The sequence below is a fragment of the Variovorax sp. SPNA7 genome (assembly GCF_033807855.1).
In the GTDB taxonomy this organism is placed as follows: domain Bacteria; phylum Pseudomonadota; class Gammaproteobacteria; order Burkholderiales; family Burkholderiaceae_C; genus Variovorax; species Variovorax beijingensis.
Window position 1 is genome coordinate 3,933,512 of record NZ_CP138513.1, and the last position, 16,056, is coordinate 3,949,567.

Below are 16,056 nucleotides of genomic sequence, written 5' to 3' on the forward strand. Positions count from 1 at the left end.
GTCCAACCATGGCTGAGACTCGCTCCACCTGCCCCTATTGCGGCGTCGGCTGCGGCGTGGTCATCGAATCCGATGGCGCCCAGATCACCGGCGTGCGCGGCGATCCGGACCATCCCGCGAATTTCGGGCGCCTGTGCACCAAGGGCTCGACGCTGCATCTCACGGCCACGGCCACGGTCACGCGGCAGACGCGGCTGCTGCAGCCGATGCGGCGGGCAGAGCGCGGCGCCATGCCCGAGGCCATCGGCTGGAACGGCGCGCTCGACATGGCGACCGACAAGTTCGCCCAGGTCATCCGCGACCACGGCGCCGACGCCGTAGGCTTCTATGTCTCGGGCCAGCTGCTCACCGAGGACTACTACGTCTTCAACAAGCTCGCCAAGGGCCTCGTCGGCACCAACAACATCGACACCAACTCGCGCCTGTGCATGAGCAGCGCGGTGGCCGGCTACAAGCAGACGCTGGGCGCCGACGCGCCGCCGGCTTGCTACGACGACCTCAAGCATGCGCAATGCCTTTTCATCGTGGGCAGCAATGCCGCGTGGGCGCATCCGATCCTGTTTCGCCGCATCGAGGATGCGAAGGCCGCGAACCCCGGGCTGAAGATCATCGTGGCCGATCCGCGCCGCACCGACACGGTCGAGATCGCCGACCTGTTCCTGCCGATCCAGCCCGGCACCGACGTCATGCTGTTCAACGGCATGCTGCACCTGATGCTGTGGGAGGGCTGGACCGACAACGGCTACATCGCGGCCCACACCAGCGGCTTCGACGCATTGAAGACCACGGTGCGCGAATGCACGCCCGACAAGGTGGCGCAGATCTGCGGCATCTCGAAAGAAGATCTGCTCGCCGCGGCGCGCCTGTTCGCGACCTCGCCGGCCACGCTGAGCCTCTATTGCCAGGGCCTCAACCAGTCGTCCAGCGGCACCGCCAAGAATGCGGCGCTGATCAATCTGCACCTGGCGACCGGCCAGATCGGCAAGCCCGGCGCCGGCCCGTTCTCGCTCACGGGCCAGCCCAATGCGATGGGCGGACGCGAAGTGGGCGGCCTGGCCAACCTGCTGAGCGCGCACCGCGACCTGGCCAATCCCGCGCACCGGGCCGAAGTGGCGGCACTGTGGAACGTGCCCTCCGTGCCCGAAAAGCCCGGCAAGACCGCGGTGGAGATGTTCCAGGCCGCGGCTGACGGCGAGATCCGCGCGCTGTGGATTGCCTGCACCAATCCTGCCCAGTCGATGCCCGACCAGACCACGGTGCGCCGCGCCCTCGAGCGCGCCGAGTTCGTGGTGGTGCAGGAAGCCTTTTCGACCACCGCCACCTGCGCCTTCGCCGACCTGCTGCTGCCCGCCACCACCTGGGGGGAGAAGGAAGGCACCGTGACCAACAGCGAGCGCCGCATCTCGCGCGTGCGGCCCGCGGTGGCGGCGCCCGGCGAGGCGCGCCATGACTGGTCGATTGCCGTGGACTTCGCGCGCCGGCTCGAACAGCGGCTCGGCCGCACCTCCACGCTGTTTCCCTACGACAGCGCCGAACGGGTGTGGAACGAGCACCGCGAATCCACGCGCGGGCGCGACCTCGACATCACCGGCATGAGCTACGCGATGCTCGACAGCGTGGGCCCGCAGCAGTGGCCGCTGAAGGAAGGCGAGGCCACCGGCCGCGCACGCCTCTACGAAGACGGCATCTTCCCCACGCCGGACGGCCGCGCGCGCTTTGTCGACACGGTCTACAAGCCGGTGGCCGAGGCGCGCGAGGCGCGCTATCCGTTCTCGCTCAATACGGGGCGCCTGCGCGACCAGTGGCACGGCATGAGCCGCACCGGCACCGTCGGCCGCCTGTTCGGCCACGTGGCCGAGCCGCTGGTGCAGATGAATGCGCAGGACATGGCGCGCCGCCAGCTGAAGGACGGCGACCTCGTGCACCTGACCTCCAAGCGCGGCTCGATCCTGCTGCCTGTGCAGGCCAGCGCCGAGATCGGCCTGAGCCAGGCCTTCGTCGCGATGCACTGGGGCGAGGAATACCTGAGCGGCTGCTCCTCGACCGGCACGCCGCTGGCCGGCATCAATGCGCTGACCACTTCGGCCTACTGCCCCACCTCGAAGCAGCCCGAGCTCAAGCACACGCCGGTCAAGATCCTCAAGGCCGAGCTGCCCTGGTCGCTGCTGGCCATGGCCTGGCTGCCGCCCGACGCCGCGCTGGCGGCGCACCAGGCGCTCAAGCCGATGATGGCGATGTTTCCGTTTGCCACCTGCGTGCCGTTCTCGGGCAACACGCCGGGCGAGGAGCGCAGCGGCATCCTGTTCCGCGCCGCCGCGCACGATGCGCCGGCCGACGAAACCATCGACCGCATCGAAGGCCTGCTCGGCCTGCGCGGCAGCGATGCCCTGCGCTACGCCGACCGCCGGCGCGGCCAGCGCCGCGTGGCGCGGCTGCTGCGGCGCGCCGACGGCAACGCCGGCCTCGAAGCCTTCCTGCTGGGCGGCGACACCAGCGCCGAGGCCTGGATCGGCACCCTGCTGCGCGAGGAGATTCCGGCGCAGAGCTACGGCCGGCTGCTGCTGTCGCCGGGCGCGCGCGCGCCGGTGGCGGTGCAGTCGCGCGGACATCCGGTCTGCACCTGCTTCAACGTGACCGACCTGGCGATCCAGGCCGAACTGGGCCGCTGCACCGGCACGCCGGACGAGCGCCTGGCCGCGCTGCAGGGCGCGCTCAAATGCGGCACCAACTGCGGCTCCTGCCTGCCCGAGCTCAAGCGCATGGTGCGCGCAACGCCCGTCGAGACCGTGGCCGAGGGTGCATAAGCCGACTTGCATTCCGGCATAAGCATTGCGGGACAATCGGCGCACCCATGGGAATCAGCCAATACATCAAGGAAATCGGCCGCGGCGCGCGAGGCGCCAAGCCGCTCACGCGCGAACAGGCCACCGACCTGTTCGGCCAGGTGCTGGACGGCACCGTCACCGACCTGGAGATCGGCGGCTTTTGCCTTGCCATGCGCATCAAGGGCGAAACGCCCGAGGAGATGGCGGGCTTCCTCGATGCCACGCACGCGCGGCTCAACCACCTGCCCGCCGCCGACCGCCCGCTCATCGTGCTGCCGAGCTACAACGGCGCGCGCCGGCTGCCGGTGCTCACGCCGCTGCTGGCGCTGCTGCTGGCCCGCGAAGGCCTGCCGGTGCTGGTGCACGGCAGCGCCACCGAAACCTCGCGCGTGCTGGCGTCGAACGTGCTGGAGGCGCTGGACGTGCCCGCGTTGCCCGCCATCCGCAAGATTCCTTCCGGCGAGGTGGGCTTTGCGCCGACCGAGCTGCTCAACCCCGCGCTCAAGCGGCTGCTCGACGTGCGCCGCGTGGTCGGCCTGCGCAACCCTGGCCACAGCGTGGTCAAGCTGATGCAGCCGACCACCGGTCCCTGCGTGATCGTGGCAAGCTACACGCATCCGGAATACGCGCGCACCATGGGCGAAACCTTCGAGCTCATGGGCATGACCGCCCTGCTCTCGCGCGGCCTCGAGGGCGAGGTCGTTTCAGACCCGCGCCGCACCGCGCAGATCGACGGCTTCGTGCGCGGCGTGCGCAGCGAACTGCAGGCCCAGGAAAGCGGCACGGCAAGCGAGGTGCCGGGCCTGCCGAAGGAGATCGACGTCGCGACCACGGCCGCGTACACGCGGCGTGTGCTGAATGGCGAGCTTCCCGTGCCGGAGGCCATCGCAACGCAGGTGAGGCACATCACGCAACTGGCATCCCACGCATGAACAACGCCACTTCTTCATCCACCACCGGCAGCTGCACGCTGGTGGGCGCCGGCCCCGGCGACCCCGAACTGCTGACCCTCAAGGCCGTCAAGGCGATCCAGGCCGCCACGGTGCTGCTGGTGGACGACCTCGTGAGCGAGAACATCCTGGCCTCGTATGCGCGGCCCGATGCGCGCGTCGTGCACGTGGGCAAGCGCGGCGGCTGCAAGAGCACGCCGCAGGCCTTCATCGAGCGGCTCATGATCACCGCGGTGCGCGAAGGCGAAACCGTGGTCCGCCTCAAGGGCGGCGACCCCTTCATCTTCGGCCGCGGCGGCGAAGAGGTCGAGCACCTGCGCGAAGCCGGCATCGAATGCACGGTGGTCAACGGCATCACGGCCGGCCTCGCGGCCGTCACCTCGCTGGGCGTGCCGCTCACGCACCGCGACCATGCGCAGGGCGTGGTGTTCGTCACGGGCCACGCCAAGACCGGCGCCGGCGCGGCCGAAGACCCGACCGACTGGCGCGCCCTGGCCGCCACCGCGCACAGCGCGCGGCTCACGCTCGTGATCTACATGGGCGTGGCGGGCGCCGGCCACATCGAACGCGAACTGCTGCACGGCCTGCCCGGCGACACGCCCGTGGCCGTGGTGCAGCACGCGAGCCTGCCCCACCAGCGCCACGTTGCGACCACGCTCGGCAAGCTGCAGGCCGGCATCGCCGAAGCCGGCATCGCGAGCCCCGCGGTGATCGTGGTGGGCGACGTGCTGCGCGGACTGGCCGCGGCGGCGCTGCCGGCCGACGCGAACCGCTTCGGCACCTAGGCTTCTCAGAAGCTCCCGACGAGCCCGAGCCGCGCGCGGAGGGCAGCGGCTTCCGGTGCAGGGCTCGCGCGCAGCACCGCCGGCGTGCGGCTTCCAAGGCTGGCGACGAGGGCAATCCAGGCGATGGCCAGTTCGCCATCGGCCACGACCAGCCGCTGCTGGTCCAGCATCAGGCCCTGAAAGTCTTCCAGCATCCGGACTTCCGAAATCTCTTTGCGGCTCATGCGCGTTTTAGCGCGCTCGAACTCGTCCTTCGCATCGCGCACCCGCCGGTTCGCCTCGAACGCCGCGTCGTTCGATGCCTGCAGCCTTCGCAAGGCATCGGCAACTTCTGCGCGGGCCTGCGCCACGGCCTGCGGAAAGAGCGGGTAGCCGGGAAAGCCTGCATCGGCTTGCACATCGGTTTCGCCAGCGTCTTCCACGGCGTCGATGGTGCCCGCGAGCAAGGCGCGCGCCTCGATGCCGTACAGCGACGCCGCCAGCTGGATGTCGTCACGGTTGGCAAGCAGTGCGGCGGGCACGGCTTGCAGCAGCGGGGCCGCGAAACGGGGCAGCCTGCGCTTTGCGGCCTCGTCGGCAATCGTCTGTTTCAACGCGTCCGCAGGCAGGCCGCAGCGCGCAACGAGAAAGGCAAGGGTCGCCTCGCGCTGCACATCGATCTTTTCCATCGCCGCCTCGGTGACTGCCTCGCGGCGCTTCAGTTCCTTGCTGAAGTCGTCGTGCAGCGCCGGACTCGCGGCCATGAGCTGCGATTGACGCCGCGCCGCCGCGCGTGCGTTGTCGATGTAGGCCAGGCGCAGCGTCTGGACCAACAGCGTCACGTAGGCCGCCGAGACGCCGATCTCGGCGACCGGCGCATCCAGGCTCGCGCTCGCCGAAGGCGCCTCGCGGCTGGCGTCGGCAATCAAGGCGTTCAAGGTCTCGCTCTCGAAGGCCGACCACCAGGGGCGCGCCGTGGGCCGCAATGCCGAGGCCACGGGCGGCAGTTCCCGGCGCTCCAGTGCGGCCACGGCGTGGCTCGCGCCCATGCCGGACCCGGCGCAGGCGATGCCCAGCGCGCCCACAAGCATCGCAACCATCGATCGACTCGCCATCATTCACGCGCTCCACGGAATCCGAAAACCGCGATGGTTCCCCGCAAATTCGGAGAAATCGGAGAGGCGCGGCCGCCTGCGATCCATTGCATCCGTGCAACACAAGTTGCGATCGGTCGCGGCTCGGCAAGATTCCTCCCAGTTTGGGCGAAACCATTCACCCGTCACCGGAAGAGCGCGCGTGTCGTTCGCGCCTGCCGTACACGGAGAGAACCCATGAAGACATGCCCGCGCTCCCCGAGCGCTTTGCGACTGCGGCGATGGATCGGCATTGCGCTCGCCTCCCTGCTGTCGATGGCGGCGCAGGCGCAGAACGCCATCGAGGCCGTCACGAGCACCGCGAGGGCCGACGTGGAGCTGGTCCGCATCGACTTCACCCACCCGCTGGCCGCGCTGCCCACCGGCTTCGTGGTGCAGGAGCCTGCGCGCATTGCGCTGGACTTTCCGGGCGTGGCCAATGCCGTGGGGCGTTCGGCCATCGAGTTCAACCTGGGCAACCTTCGCACCGCCAACGTCGTGCAGGCCGGCGAACGCTCGCGCGTGGTGCTGAACCTCAAGCATGCGACGACCTACCAGGCGGAAATCCAGGGCCGCTCGCTGCTGGTCTCGCTGCAGTCCGGAACGGGCCAGCCGCCCAGGACATCGTCCACCGCCGGGTTCGCCGAAGGCAGGGAGCGCCAGGTGACGCCGCTGCAGGACATCGACTTCCGGCGCGGCGGCGACGGCGCCGGCCGCGTGCTCATCGCGATGGGCAGCAGCCAGCTCGGCGTGGACGTGCGGCGGCAGGGCTCGACGCTGGTGGCCGAGTTCGTGCGGGCCTCGCTGCCCGAGGCGCTGCGCCGCCGGCTCGATGTGTCGGACTTCGGCACGGCGGTCGAATCGGTGGTTGCACAGCAGGTCGGCGACCGGGTCCGGCTCACGATCCATTCGCGCGGCGACTGGGAACAGAGCGCCTACCAGACGGACGAGCAGTTCGTCATCGAGGTGCGCCCGCGCAAGACCGATCCGGGCAAGCTGACCCAGGGCACCGGCTACACCGGCGAGAAGCTCACGCTCAACTTCCAGAACGTCGAGGTCCGCGCGCTGCTGCAGGTGATCGCCGACTTCACCGGCTTCAACGTGGTGACCTCGGACACGGTCTCCGGCGTGCTGACGCTGCGGCTCAAGGACGTGCCCTGGGACCAGGCGCTGGAGGTCATCCTGCAGGCAAAGAACCTGGGGCTGCGAAAGAACGGCAGCATCCTCTGGATCGCGCCGCGGGACGAAATCAACGCCAAGGAAAAGATTGAGCTCGAGGCGCTGGCCACGCTGGAGAACCTGGCGGCGCTTCGCACCCAGTCTTTCCAGCTCAACTACGCCAAGGCCGCCACGGTGGTGCAAAGCCTGACGGGCAGCGGCAGCGCGGGCGGCAGCGGCGGCGCTTCGGCAACGCGCCTGCTGAGCACGCGCGGCAGCGCGATTGCGGAGATACGCACCAACCAGCTCTTCGTGACCGACACGCTGGTGCGGCTGGCCGAGGTGAGCGAGCTCATCCGCAAGCTGGACGTGCCGGTGCGGCAGGTGCTGATCGAGGCGCGGATCGTCGAGGCCTCGGACACCTTCGGCAAGTCGCTGGGCGTCAAGCTGGGCGGCGGGGCCATCGGCAAGAACAGCTCCTTCGGCACCAGCCCCACGGGCAGCGACAACAGCTTTACCTCGTACACGAGCAGCAATTTCGTGAACCTGCCGGCCGGCGACGCGGGCGGCACCGGCAGCAGCGCAGGAGCGTTTTCGCTGTCGCTGTTCAACTCGAGCCTCACGCGCATGCTGAACCTGGAGATCTCCGCGCTCGAGGCCGAAGGCAAGGGCCGGCTGGTGTCGAGCCCGCGGGTGGTGACGGCGGACCAGACCAAGGCGCTGATCGAACAGGGCGAGGAAATTCCCTACCAGCAGGCGACGTCGAGCGGGGCGACCTCCATCTCGTTCCGCAAGGCGGTGCTCAAGCTCGAGGTCACGCCGCAGATCACGCCGGAGGGCAACATCATCCTCACGCTCGACGTGAGCAAGGACACCCGCGGCGTCAGCACCTCGGCCGGCCCGGCCATCAACACCAAGCACGTGCAGACGGAGGTGCTGGTCGAGAACGGCGGCACGGTGGTGATCGGGGGCATCTTCGAACTGACCGAGACCAACGACGAGTCGCGCGTGCCGGTGCTCGGCGAGGTGCCCTACCTGGGCGCGCTGTTCCGCTCGCGCGAGCGGGTGGTGAACAAGGTCGAAATGCTGGTGTTCATCACGCCGAAGATGATTGCGCGCCCGAACGCCGCGCTTTAGCGCCCAGGGTGGCATGGAGCGTGCTTAACGCCAGCATGCTCGCCTTCCGATCATTTCCCGCGCCCGGGGCCCATCGATGACCGCCGCCGTCGCGCCCCCGCCCGCCGCCGTCGAGGTCGTCGCGCTCAGCAAGCGCTATGCCGCGGGCACGCCCGCCGCCGTCGACCAGATCGACCTGCGCATCGCGAGCGGCAGCTACTGCTGCCTGCTGGGCCCCTCGGGCTGCGGCAAGAGCACCACGCTGCGCATGATCGCGGGCCACGAGTCGGTCACGAGCGGCGACATCCTGCTGGACAACCGCAACATCACCAACCTGCCCGCGGCCGCGCGCGGCACCGCGATGATGTTCCAGAGCTTCGCGCTGTTCCCGCATCTTTCGGCGCTGGACAACGTAGCCTTCAGCCTCAAGATGAAGGGCGTCGGCAAGGCCGAGCGCCAGAAACGCGCACGCGACCTGCTCGAGCGCGTGGCGATGGGCCACCTGGCCGAGCGCAAGCCCGGCGAGCTCTCCGGCGGCCAGCAGCAGCGCGTGGCGCTGGCGCGCGCACTCATCACCGAGCCGCGCGTGCTGCTGCTCGACGAGCCGCTGTCGGCGCTCGATCCGTTCCTGCGCATCCAGATGCGCGCCGAGCTGCGGCGCTGGCAGAAGGAACTGGGGCTGACCTTCGTCCACGTCACGCACTCGCAGGAAGAAGCGATGGCGCTGGCCGACACCATGGTGGTCATGAACCACGGCGTGATCGAGCAGGTCGGCTCGCCGCACCAGGTCTACAACCATCCGGCAAGCGAGTTCGTGGCGCGCTTCATGGGCGGCCACAACGTGTTCGACACGCCCGCCGGACCGATCGCCGTGCGCAACGACCACATGAAGATCGCGGCGGGCGATGCGGACGGCGGCCTGGCCGCCACGGTCACCGACGTCGAATACCAGGGCACCTACGTGCTGCTCGGCCTCGCGCTGCAGGACGCCGCACCCGGCCGCGGCAGCGTCTCGGTGCTGCTGGGCGAAGCCGCCTTTCTTGCGAGCCCCCATGCGCCGGGCGATGCGGTGCGCCTGTCCTGGGCCGAGGCCGATGCGCGCGTGCTCGGCCCCGGCGCCAGGCCTCCCGCCGAACGCGTGCCGGTGCCGGCCGCCAGCGGCAGCCGCCCCGCGCGCGACGACCTGGCCGCGCTCGCGAGCATGCCGCTGTGAGCGCGCGGCCGTTCACGCATTGCCTGCAGGTCCGTTCGCCTTTTTTCGTTTTCCTTCCCCTGCTTTTTTCTTCCACGGAGACTCTTCCATGACCGACCCCATCGACTCGTCCGCCGGCCTCCAGCGTCGCACCCTGCTGCAAGGCACCGCCGGCATCCTGGCCACGGGCATCGCGCCCTTCGTGCATGCGCAGGAAAAGATCGTGCTGCGCTACCTGGGCACGGCGGTGAACCAGGACAAGGCCATCGCCGAGAAGTTCAAGGCCGACACCGGCATCGAGATCCAGTACGTGGCCGTGACCACCGACGACGTGACCAAGCGCGCCGTCACCGCGCCCAACAGCTTCGACCTGATCGACACCGAGTTCTTCTCGCTCAAGAAGATCGTGCCCACCGGCAACCTGAAGGGCATCGACACGCAGAAGATCAAGAACGCGGACAAGATCACCACGCTCTTCACCAAGGGCGAGGTCGCCGGCAAGGCGGTGGGCGACCAGGGCACCGCGCCCAAGAAGGTGATCTATCTCGAAGGCGAGAAATCGAAGAAGTTCGCTACCTCGCCCACGCAGTTCATGTCGCTGATTCCCACGGTCTACAACGCCGACACGCTGGGCATCCGTCCCGACCTGATCAAGCGGCCGATCGGCTCGTGGGCCGAACTGCTGAACCCCGAGTTCAAGGGCAAGGCCGCAATCCTGAACATTCCGTCGATCGGCATCATGGATGCGGCGATGGTGGTGGAAGCCAAGGGCATCCACAAGTACAAGGACAAGGGCAACATGACCAAGGCCGAGATCGACCTCACGATCAAGACCCTGATCGAAGCCAAGAAGGCCGGCCAGTTCCGCGCGCTGTGGAAGGACTTCAACGAATCGGTCAACCTGATGGCTTCGGGCGAGGTGGTGATCCAGTCGATGTGGTCGCCGGCCGTCACCGCCGTGCGCACCAAGGGCATCGCCTGCAACTTCCAGCCGCTGAAGGAAGGCTACCGCGCCTGGGCCGCCGGCTTCGGCCTGCCGGCCACGCTCTCGGGCAAGAAGCTCGACGGTGCCTACGAATTCATCAACTGGTTCCTCGACGGCTGGGCCGGCGCCTACCTGAACCGCCAGGGCTACTACAGCGCCGTGCTCGACACCGCCAAGGCCAAGATGGAGGCCTACGAATGGGCCTACTGGATGGAAGGCAAGCCCGCCACGCAAGACATCAAGGGCCCGAACGGCGACCTGCTGGCGAAGGCCGGCGCGGTGCGCGACGGCGGCAGCTACGAGCAGCGCATGGGCGGCATCGCCTGCTGGAACGCCGTCATGGACGAGAACGAATACATGGTTCGCAAGTGGAACGAGTTCGTCGCAGCCTGACCCCGTGAGCGCTCCCACCGCCAGCGCGCACGCGCCCAGTCCGTCCGTCCACGCTGTCAAGGCATGGTGGCAGGCGGCACCGTTCGCGCTGGTGTTCCTGCTGTTCTTCCTGGTTCCGCTGGCGCTGGTCGCGATGGTCAGCCTGTGGAACTTCAACGAGTACGAGCTGATCCCGGCGGTGACGCTGCGCAACTACCTGAGCCTGTTCGAGGGCTGCTCGCAGCTCACCGACAACGGCGACCTGTGCGTCACGCTCAACACCTACCTGAGCACCTTCAAGTTCTGCCTGCTGGTGTGGGGCATCACGCTGCTGGTCGGTTTTTCGGTGGCCTACTTCCTTGCGTTCCACGTGCGATCGCCGGGCATGCAGACGGCGCTGTTCGTGCTGTGCACCGTGCCGTTCTGGACCTCCAACGTGATCCGCATGATCTCGTGGGTGCCACTGCTGGGCCGCAACGGACTGGTCAACCAGATGCTGACCGGGCTCGGCCTGGTCGACCAGCCGGTGGAGTGGCTGCTGTTCTCCAATTTCTCGGTGGTGCTCGCCTTCGTGCATCTCTACACGATGTTCATGATCGTGCCGATCTTCAACAGCATGATGCGCATCGACCGCTCGCTGCTCGAAGCAGCCAGCGACGCGGGCGCCTCGGGCTGGCAGACGCTCTGGAACGTGGTGGTGCCGCTGTCGCGCACCGGCATCCTGATCGGCTCGATCTTCGTCATCACGATCGTGATGGGCGACTTCGTCACCATCGGCGTGATGGGCGGGCAGCAGATCGCATCGATCGGCAAGATCATCCAGGTGCAGACCTCGTACCTGCAGTTTCCGCTGGCCGCGGCCAACGCGGTGATCCTGCTGGCGGTGGTGCTGATGATCATCTGGGGGCTCACGCGGCTGGTCGATATTCGCAAGGAGCTTTAGGGTGAACTTGGGCTCCTTTGTTCGATTCGGGCTTCGTTGTTCAGGGCGCGCTCCCGCCGACGGGGTACCTTGCTCCGCGAATGTCCTCCGGCCTGCGGCCTCCCCCTTGATTTCGCTGCGCAAGGCACCCCATCAGCGGGAGCGTTATGCGCAGCGGTCGTTGATCAGCGATGCACAACGAGCGTGCCCAAGTGCACAGAGCATCGGGTGCTCCCCGCAGCGAAATAAAGGAGGAGGCCGCAGGCCGGGGGACATTCGCGGAGGGGAGTACCCGGTGATCTGTGCACGCGCCCTGAACAACAGTGCCCTGAACAACAGCGCCCTGAACAGCAGCACCCTGAACAACAGCCCCCCGAAAGAAAAACACAAATGAGCCAACGCATGGGAGAGCAACGAGCCCCCGGCTTCTGGCCCCTGGCGATCGTGTTCGCCCTCTTCGTGCTGTTCCTCTACGGCCCGATGATCACGATTTTCATCCTGAGCTTCCAGGGCCCCGAAGGCGGCCTGACCTTCCCTTTGCGCGGCGTCTCGCTGCACTGGTTCCACAAGCTGGCCGAGGGCCTGGGCACCGTCGACATCGGTGCGGCCTTCCGGCGTTCGCTGGCGCTGGGCACCGTGGTCATGGGCTTCACCGTGGTGCTGTCGGTGCTGGCCGGGCTCGCGTTCCGCAAGAAGCTCGCGGGCAGCAACGCCCTGTTCTTCGTCACGGTCGCGAGCCTCATCATGCCGTCGATCATCATCTCGCTCGGCATCGGCCTGCAGTTCCGGCTGCTCGACACCGGCATCAAGAGCGTGCTCACGGCGATGGACGCCACCACGCTGCTCGAAGGCTACGGCACCGCGCTCGGCCTGTTCAGTTCCGCGCTCGGCGCGCACCTGACCTGGACCTTGCCCTTCGGCCTGCTCATCATGTTCGCGGTGTTCAACCGCTTCAACCCGGCCTACGAGGAAGCCGCGCGCGACCTCGGCGCCACCCCGTGGCAGGCCTTCCGCTTCGTGGTGTTGCCGCTGATCGGCCCGTCGATCGTCGGCATCGGCATGTTCGGCTTCACGCTGTCGTGGGACGAGATCGCCCGCACCTCGCAGGCCATCGGCGACGTCAACACGCTGCCGCTCGAGCTGCAGGGCCTGACCTCGACCGTCACGACGCCTTCCATCTATGCGCTAGGCACGGTGACCACCGTCGTTTCGCTGCTGGTGATGGCCGTGGCGCTGGGCACGGCCGCGCTCCTGCGCCGGCGCGCAGTCCGGCCGCGCTGATACCGAAGACCGGCAGCCGGGCGGCCGCGTCTAGACCTTTTGGCGGACGTGAGCGTTTTCCTACAGCCGCCTAAAATCGCGCTCCAACAAAAGCGCAAGCGAGAGAGAGAGAGGCGGACATGCTCGACAAACTGAACGACTTCACGGGGAGCCATGGCGAGCTGCAGCGCGGCCGCGGCCTCGTCACCGGAACCATCGCCCTGAGCCTGGGCATCCTGTGCTTCCTCGGCGTGCTGGCCTTCCACTTTCCGCAGTACCTCACGACGCCCGAGCTGCGCAAGAGCTACAACGTCGACGTGATGCGCTTCATCCTGCTGGCGGCCATGGTGGTCTCGGGCGGGCTGGCGCTGGTGAACATCATCTTCAACCGCTCGCGCTGGCTCTCTTCGGCCGCCTTCCTGCTGGTGGCCGCGGCCGCGCTGCTGGGCGGGCACAAGGTGCCGGTGAACGACTTTGCCGACAACACGCCCTACATCGGCCTGGACTGGTTCATCCTGGACCTGCTGGGCTCCTCGCTGATCTTCATCTTCATCGAGAAGCTGTTCGCGCTGCGCAAGGACCAGCCGGTGTTCCGCGCCGAATGGCAGACCGACTTCCACCATTTCGTGGTCAACCACATGATCGTGGGCTTCGTCCTGCTGGCCACCAACCTGATGGTGCACAAGTTCTTCGGCTGGGCCGCCAACGACGGCGTGCGCGGCTGGGTGGGCAACCTGCCGTTCTGGGCCGGACTGCTGCTGATCGTCCTGGTGGCCGACCTCGTGCAGTACTGGACCCACCGCGCCTACCACGAGGTGCCGGTGCTGTGGCGCCTGCACGCGGTGCACCACAGCGTGAAGAGCATGGACTGGATGGCCGGCTCGCGCCAGCACATCCTCGAACTGCTGATCACGCGCACGCTGGTGCTCGCGCCGATCTACGTGCTGGGCTTCTCCAAGGAAGTGATCGACGCGTACATCGTGGTGGTGGGCTTCCAGGCGGTGTTCAACCACTGCAATGTGAGCGTGCGGCTCGGGCCGCTGCGCTATATCATCGTCACGCCCAATTTCCACCACTGGCACCACAGCCAGGACGTGGAGGCGCTCGACAAGAACTATTCGGCGCACTACGCCTTTCTCGACTATCTCTTCGGCACCGCGGTGAAGAGCACCAAGCTCTGGCCCGAGAAGTACGGCGTGCTCGGCGACTACGTGCCCAACGGCTTCTTCAAGCAGTTGAAGTTTCCTTTCGTCTGGAAGGGATGATGACGAGGCCCCCTCTGCGCGCGGCGGCGCTCGCCGCTTGCGCATCGCTGCTGCTGTCGGCCTGCGCCACCCGCGTCGACCTGCCGTCGAAAGACGCGGGGCTGCGCCTGCGCGTGCAGAGCTCGGTCATCGCGCCCGGCAACGGCGGCGAGCTCATTGCCGCCGAGGCGCTGCAGCCCGGCGACATCCTGCTGACCTCCATCGCCACGGTCAACTCCTTCGGCATCCGGCTGGGCACCTTCTCGCCCGTGAGCCACGCCGTGCTTTATTTGGGCGACGGCCTGATCGCCGAGGCGGTGGGCAGCGGCGTGCGCGCGCGGCCGCTGGCCGACGTGGTGGACGAAGAGCAGATGGTCGTGGCCTTCCGGGTGCCCGGGCTCGATGACTCGGGGGCCCACAAACTGCGTACCTGGGCCAACTCGCAGGTGGGCATCCGCTACAACACCACCGGCGTGCTGCTGAATGCGCCTTTCGTGCTGAACCGGCGCCTGTGCGAGCTGCCGCTCATTCCCTCTGCCGTCAGCCACTACTGCATCAGCGGCATGGCCATGGTGCAGCTGGGCGCGAGCCGCGACGACCAGTTCTTCTGCTCGCAGTTCGTGCTCGAGGCCTACCGCCGGGCCGGCCTGCCGATCACCGACGCCGACCCGCGCTGGGTCAGCCCGGCCGACCTGCTGCACATGCGCGAAGGCGACGTGCCCTCGATTGCCGCCACGCAGCCGCTGCGCTACGTGGGCCACCTCAAATACAACCCGCCGCCGCTGCTTGCCGCGGACGGCCCCTGACCGCCTTGAGCAATTCTTCTCCGGTTCATCTTTTCGACGCCGTCGTGGTCGGCGCCGGTGCCGCGGGCCTGTTCTGCGCGGCGCTCGCCGGGCAGCGCGGGCTCAAGGTGCTGCTGGTCGACCACAGCGAAAAGATCGCGGAAAAAATCCGCATCTCGGGCGGCGGACGCGCCAACTTCACCAACCGCGACCTCGACGTGCGCGCCCCACAGCGCCACTTCATCGGCGACAACCCGAATTTCTGCCGCTCGGCGCTGTCGCGCTATGCGCCGCAGCAGTTCATCGATCTGGTGCAGAAGCACGGCATCGCCTTCCACGAGAAGCACAAGGGGCAGCTGTTCTGCGACGGATCCTCGCAGCAGATCATCGACATGCTGCTGGCCGAGTGCGACGCGGGCAGCGTCACGCGCTGGCAGCCGTGCAAGCTGGGAAAGATCGTGTTTTCAGCCTCCGACGCCGATGCATCGGGCGCAGGCAGCTACCGGATCGATAGCACCAGGGGCCCCATCGAGACGCCCAGGCTGGTGGTCGCCACCGGCGGCCTGTCGATTCCGCAGATCGGCGCCAGCGACTTCGGCTACCGGCTGGCCGAGCAGTTCGGCCTGCGCGTCGTCACGCCGCGCCCGGCCCTGGTGCCGCTGACCTTCGGCGGCGAGGCCTGGGCGCCGTATGCCGAACTGGCCGGGCTGGCGCTGCCGGTGCGCATCGAGACCGGCGCCAAGAAAGACAGGATGGCCTTCCTCGAAGACCTGCTGTTCACCCACCGCGGCCTTTCCGGTCCGGCCGTGCTGCAGATTTCAAGCTACTGGAAGCCCGGCAGCCCGCTCACGCTCGACTTCGCGCCCGGCGTGGACGTGGCCGAGGCCCTGGGCGAAGCCAAGCTGCGCTCGAAGAAGCGCATCGCCAACGAGCTGGCCGCGCTGGTGCCCTCCCGGCTGGCGGATGCCTGGGTCGGGCAGGATCCGGCCCTGCAGCGGCCCGTCAACGAGGCCGCCGACAAGGCCCTGGCGGCGCTTTCCGAGCGCATTGCCCGCTGGCAGATCACCCCCAGCGGCACCGAAGGTTACAAAAAGGCCGAAGTCACCGCTGGCGGCGTCGATACCCGCGATCTGTCCTCCCAGACCATGGAATCGAAGCAGCCGGGCCTGTATTTCATCGGCGAAGTGGTCGATGTGACGGGCTGGTTGGGCGGATACAACTTTCAATGGGCCTGGGCCAGTGCTCACGCCTGCGCCACGTCCTTCTGAAAAGGCCTCCTTTCCAGAACACCGTGGAACCGGCTCCGCCGGGCCACTGGTGTTGCCCCCGGCGAGGGGGAGGGAGGAGCGA

General features: G+C 67.9%; 12 protein-coding genes. 11 read left to right on the forward strand and 1 reads right to left on the reverse strand.

What is annotated here, in order from left to right:
- The first annotated feature begins 8 nt into the window (after positions 1-8).
- Genes RZE77_RS18450 through cobA form a run of 3 tightly spaced genes read left to right on the forward strand, consistent with a single transcriptional unit; the run spans position 9 to position 4,560 of the window.
- Positions 9-2,804, forward strand: a complete 2,796-nt coding sequence (locus RZE77_RS18450; RefSeq protein ID WP_319438687.1) for a nitrate reductase — start codon at positions 9-11, stop codon at positions 2,802-2,804.
- 47 nt (positions 2,805-2,851) lie between these two features.
- Positions 2,852-3,757 (forward strand): DNA-binding protein YbiB, encoded by a 906-nt coding sequence (ybiB, locus tag RZE77_RS18455; protein WP_319438688.1) that lies wholly within the window; start codon positions 2,852-2,854, stop codon positions 3,755-3,757.
- The gene (gene cobA, locus RZE77_RS18460; protein ID WP_319438689.1) at positions 3,754-4,560 is read left to right on the forward strand and encodes a uroporphyrinogen-III C-methyltransferase; all 807 of its coding nucleotides are present in this window, start codon (positions 3,754-3,756) and stop codon (positions 4,558-4,560) included. Before ybiB ends, cobA begins: the two co-directional genes overlap by 4 nt.
- A gap of 5 nt (positions 4,561-4,565) precedes the next feature.
- On the opposite strand, the gene RZE77_RS18465 is transcribed toward cobA, so the two are convergent.
- On the reverse strand, positions 4,566-5,639 hold the full coding sequence (locus RZE77_RS18465) for a hypothetical protein (protein ID WP_319438690.1): 1,074 nt from the start codon (positions 5,637-5,639) through the stop codon (positions 4,566-4,568).
- 231 nt (positions 5,640-5,870) lie between these two features.
- On the opposite strand from RZE77_RS18465, the gene pilQ reads away from it, so the two are divergent.
- The 8 genes from pilQ (at position 5,871) to RZE77_RS18505 (ending at position 15,974) form a co-directional block, all read left to right on the forward strand.
- A complete protein-coding gene (pilQ, locus tag RZE77_RS18470; RefSeq protein WP_319438691.1) occupies positions 5,871-7,967 on the forward strand; it encodes a type IV pilus secretin PilQ in 2,097 nt (698 codons plus the stop codon).
- 76 nt (positions 7,968-8,043) lie between these two features.
- Positions 8,044-9,159: an ABC transporter ATP-binding protein gene (locus RZE77_RS18475; RefSeq protein ID WP_319438692.1), complete on the forward strand. Its 1,116-nt coding sequence runs from the start codon at positions 8,044-8,046 to the stop codon at positions 9,157-9,159.
- 88 nt (positions 9,160-9,247) lie between these two features.
- Positions 9,248-10,516 (forward strand): ABC transporter substrate-binding protein, encoded by a 1,269-nt coding sequence (locus RZE77_RS18480; RefSeq protein ID WP_319438693.1) that lies wholly within the window; start codon positions 9,248-9,250, stop codon positions 10,514-10,516.
- 4 nt (positions 10,517-10,520) lie between these two features.
- Positions 10,521-11,438, forward strand: coding sequence for an ABC transporter permease (locus tag RZE77_RS18485; RefSeq protein WP_319438694.1), 918 nt, complete (start codon positions 10,521-10,523; stop codon positions 11,436-11,438).
- Between the two features lie 369 nt (positions 11,439-11,807).
- Entirely contained in the window at positions 11,808-12,698 is an 891-nt protein-coding gene (locus RZE77_RS18490; RefSeq protein WP_319438695.1) for an ABC transporter permease, read from the forward strand.
- 119 nt (positions 12,699-12,817) lie between these two features.
- On the forward strand, positions 12,818-13,942 hold the full coding sequence (locus RZE77_RS18495; protein WP_319438696.1) for a sterol desaturase family protein: 1,125 nt from the start codon (positions 12,818-12,820) through the stop codon (positions 13,940-13,942).
- Complete coding sequence (locus RZE77_RS18500) at positions 13,942-14,727, forward strand: YaeF family permuted papain-like enzyme (protein ID WP_319438697.1); 786 nt, start codon at positions 13,942-13,944, stop codon at positions 14,725-14,727. Before RZE77_RS18495 ends, RZE77_RS18500 begins: the two co-directional genes overlap by 1 nt.
- A gap of 5 nt (positions 14,728-14,732) precedes the next feature.
- Positions 14,733-15,974, forward strand: coding sequence for a BaiN/RdsA family NAD(P)/FAD-dependent oxidoreductase (locus RZE77_RS18505; RefSeq protein ID WP_319438698.1), 1,242 nt, complete (start codon positions 14,733-14,735; stop codon positions 15,972-15,974).
- Positions 15,975-16,056: the final 82 nt, after the last annotated feature.

Bases quoted from the DNA above. Each gene is read 5' to 3' on its own strand.
- ybiB (WP_319438688.1), top strand. From the start codon at position 2,852: ATGGGAATCAGCCAATACATCAAGGAAATCGGCCGCGGCGCGCGAGGC.
- RZE77_RS18490 (WP_319438695.1), top strand. From the start codon at position 11,808: ATGAGCCAACGCATGGGAGAGCAACGAGCCCCCGGCTTCTGGCCCCTG.
- RZE77_RS18465 (WP_319438690.1), bottom strand. From the start codon at position 5,639: ATGGTTGCGATGCTTGTGGGCGCGCTGGGCATCGCCTGCGCCGGGTCC.
- RZE77_RS18450 (WP_319438687.1), top strand. From the start codon at position 9: ATGGCTGAGACTCGCTCCACCTGCCCCTATTGCGGCGTCGGCTGCGGC.
- RZE77_RS18475 (WP_319438692.1), top strand. From the start codon at position 8,044: ATGACCGCCGCCGTCGCGCCCCCGCCCGCCGCCGTCGAGGTCGTCGCG.
- RZE77_RS18495 (WP_319438696.1), top strand. From the start codon at position 12,818: ATGCTCGACAAACTGAACGACTTCACGGGGAGCCATGGCGAGCTGCAG.
- cobA (WP_319438689.1), top strand. From the start codon at position 3,754: ATGAACAACGCCACTTCTTCATCCACCACCGGCAGCTGCACGCTGGTG.
- RZE77_RS18480 (WP_319438693.1), top strand. From the start codon at position 9,248: ATGACCGACCCCATCGACTCGTCCGCCGGCCTCCAGCGTCGCACCCTG.
- pilQ (WP_319438691.1), top strand. From the start codon at position 5,871: ATGAAGACATGCCCGCGCTCCCCGAGCGCTTTGCGACTGCGGCGATGG.
- RZE77_RS18500 (WP_319438697.1), top strand. From the start codon at position 13,942: ATGACGAGGCCCCCTCTGCGCGCGGCGGCGCTCGCCGCTTGCGCATCG.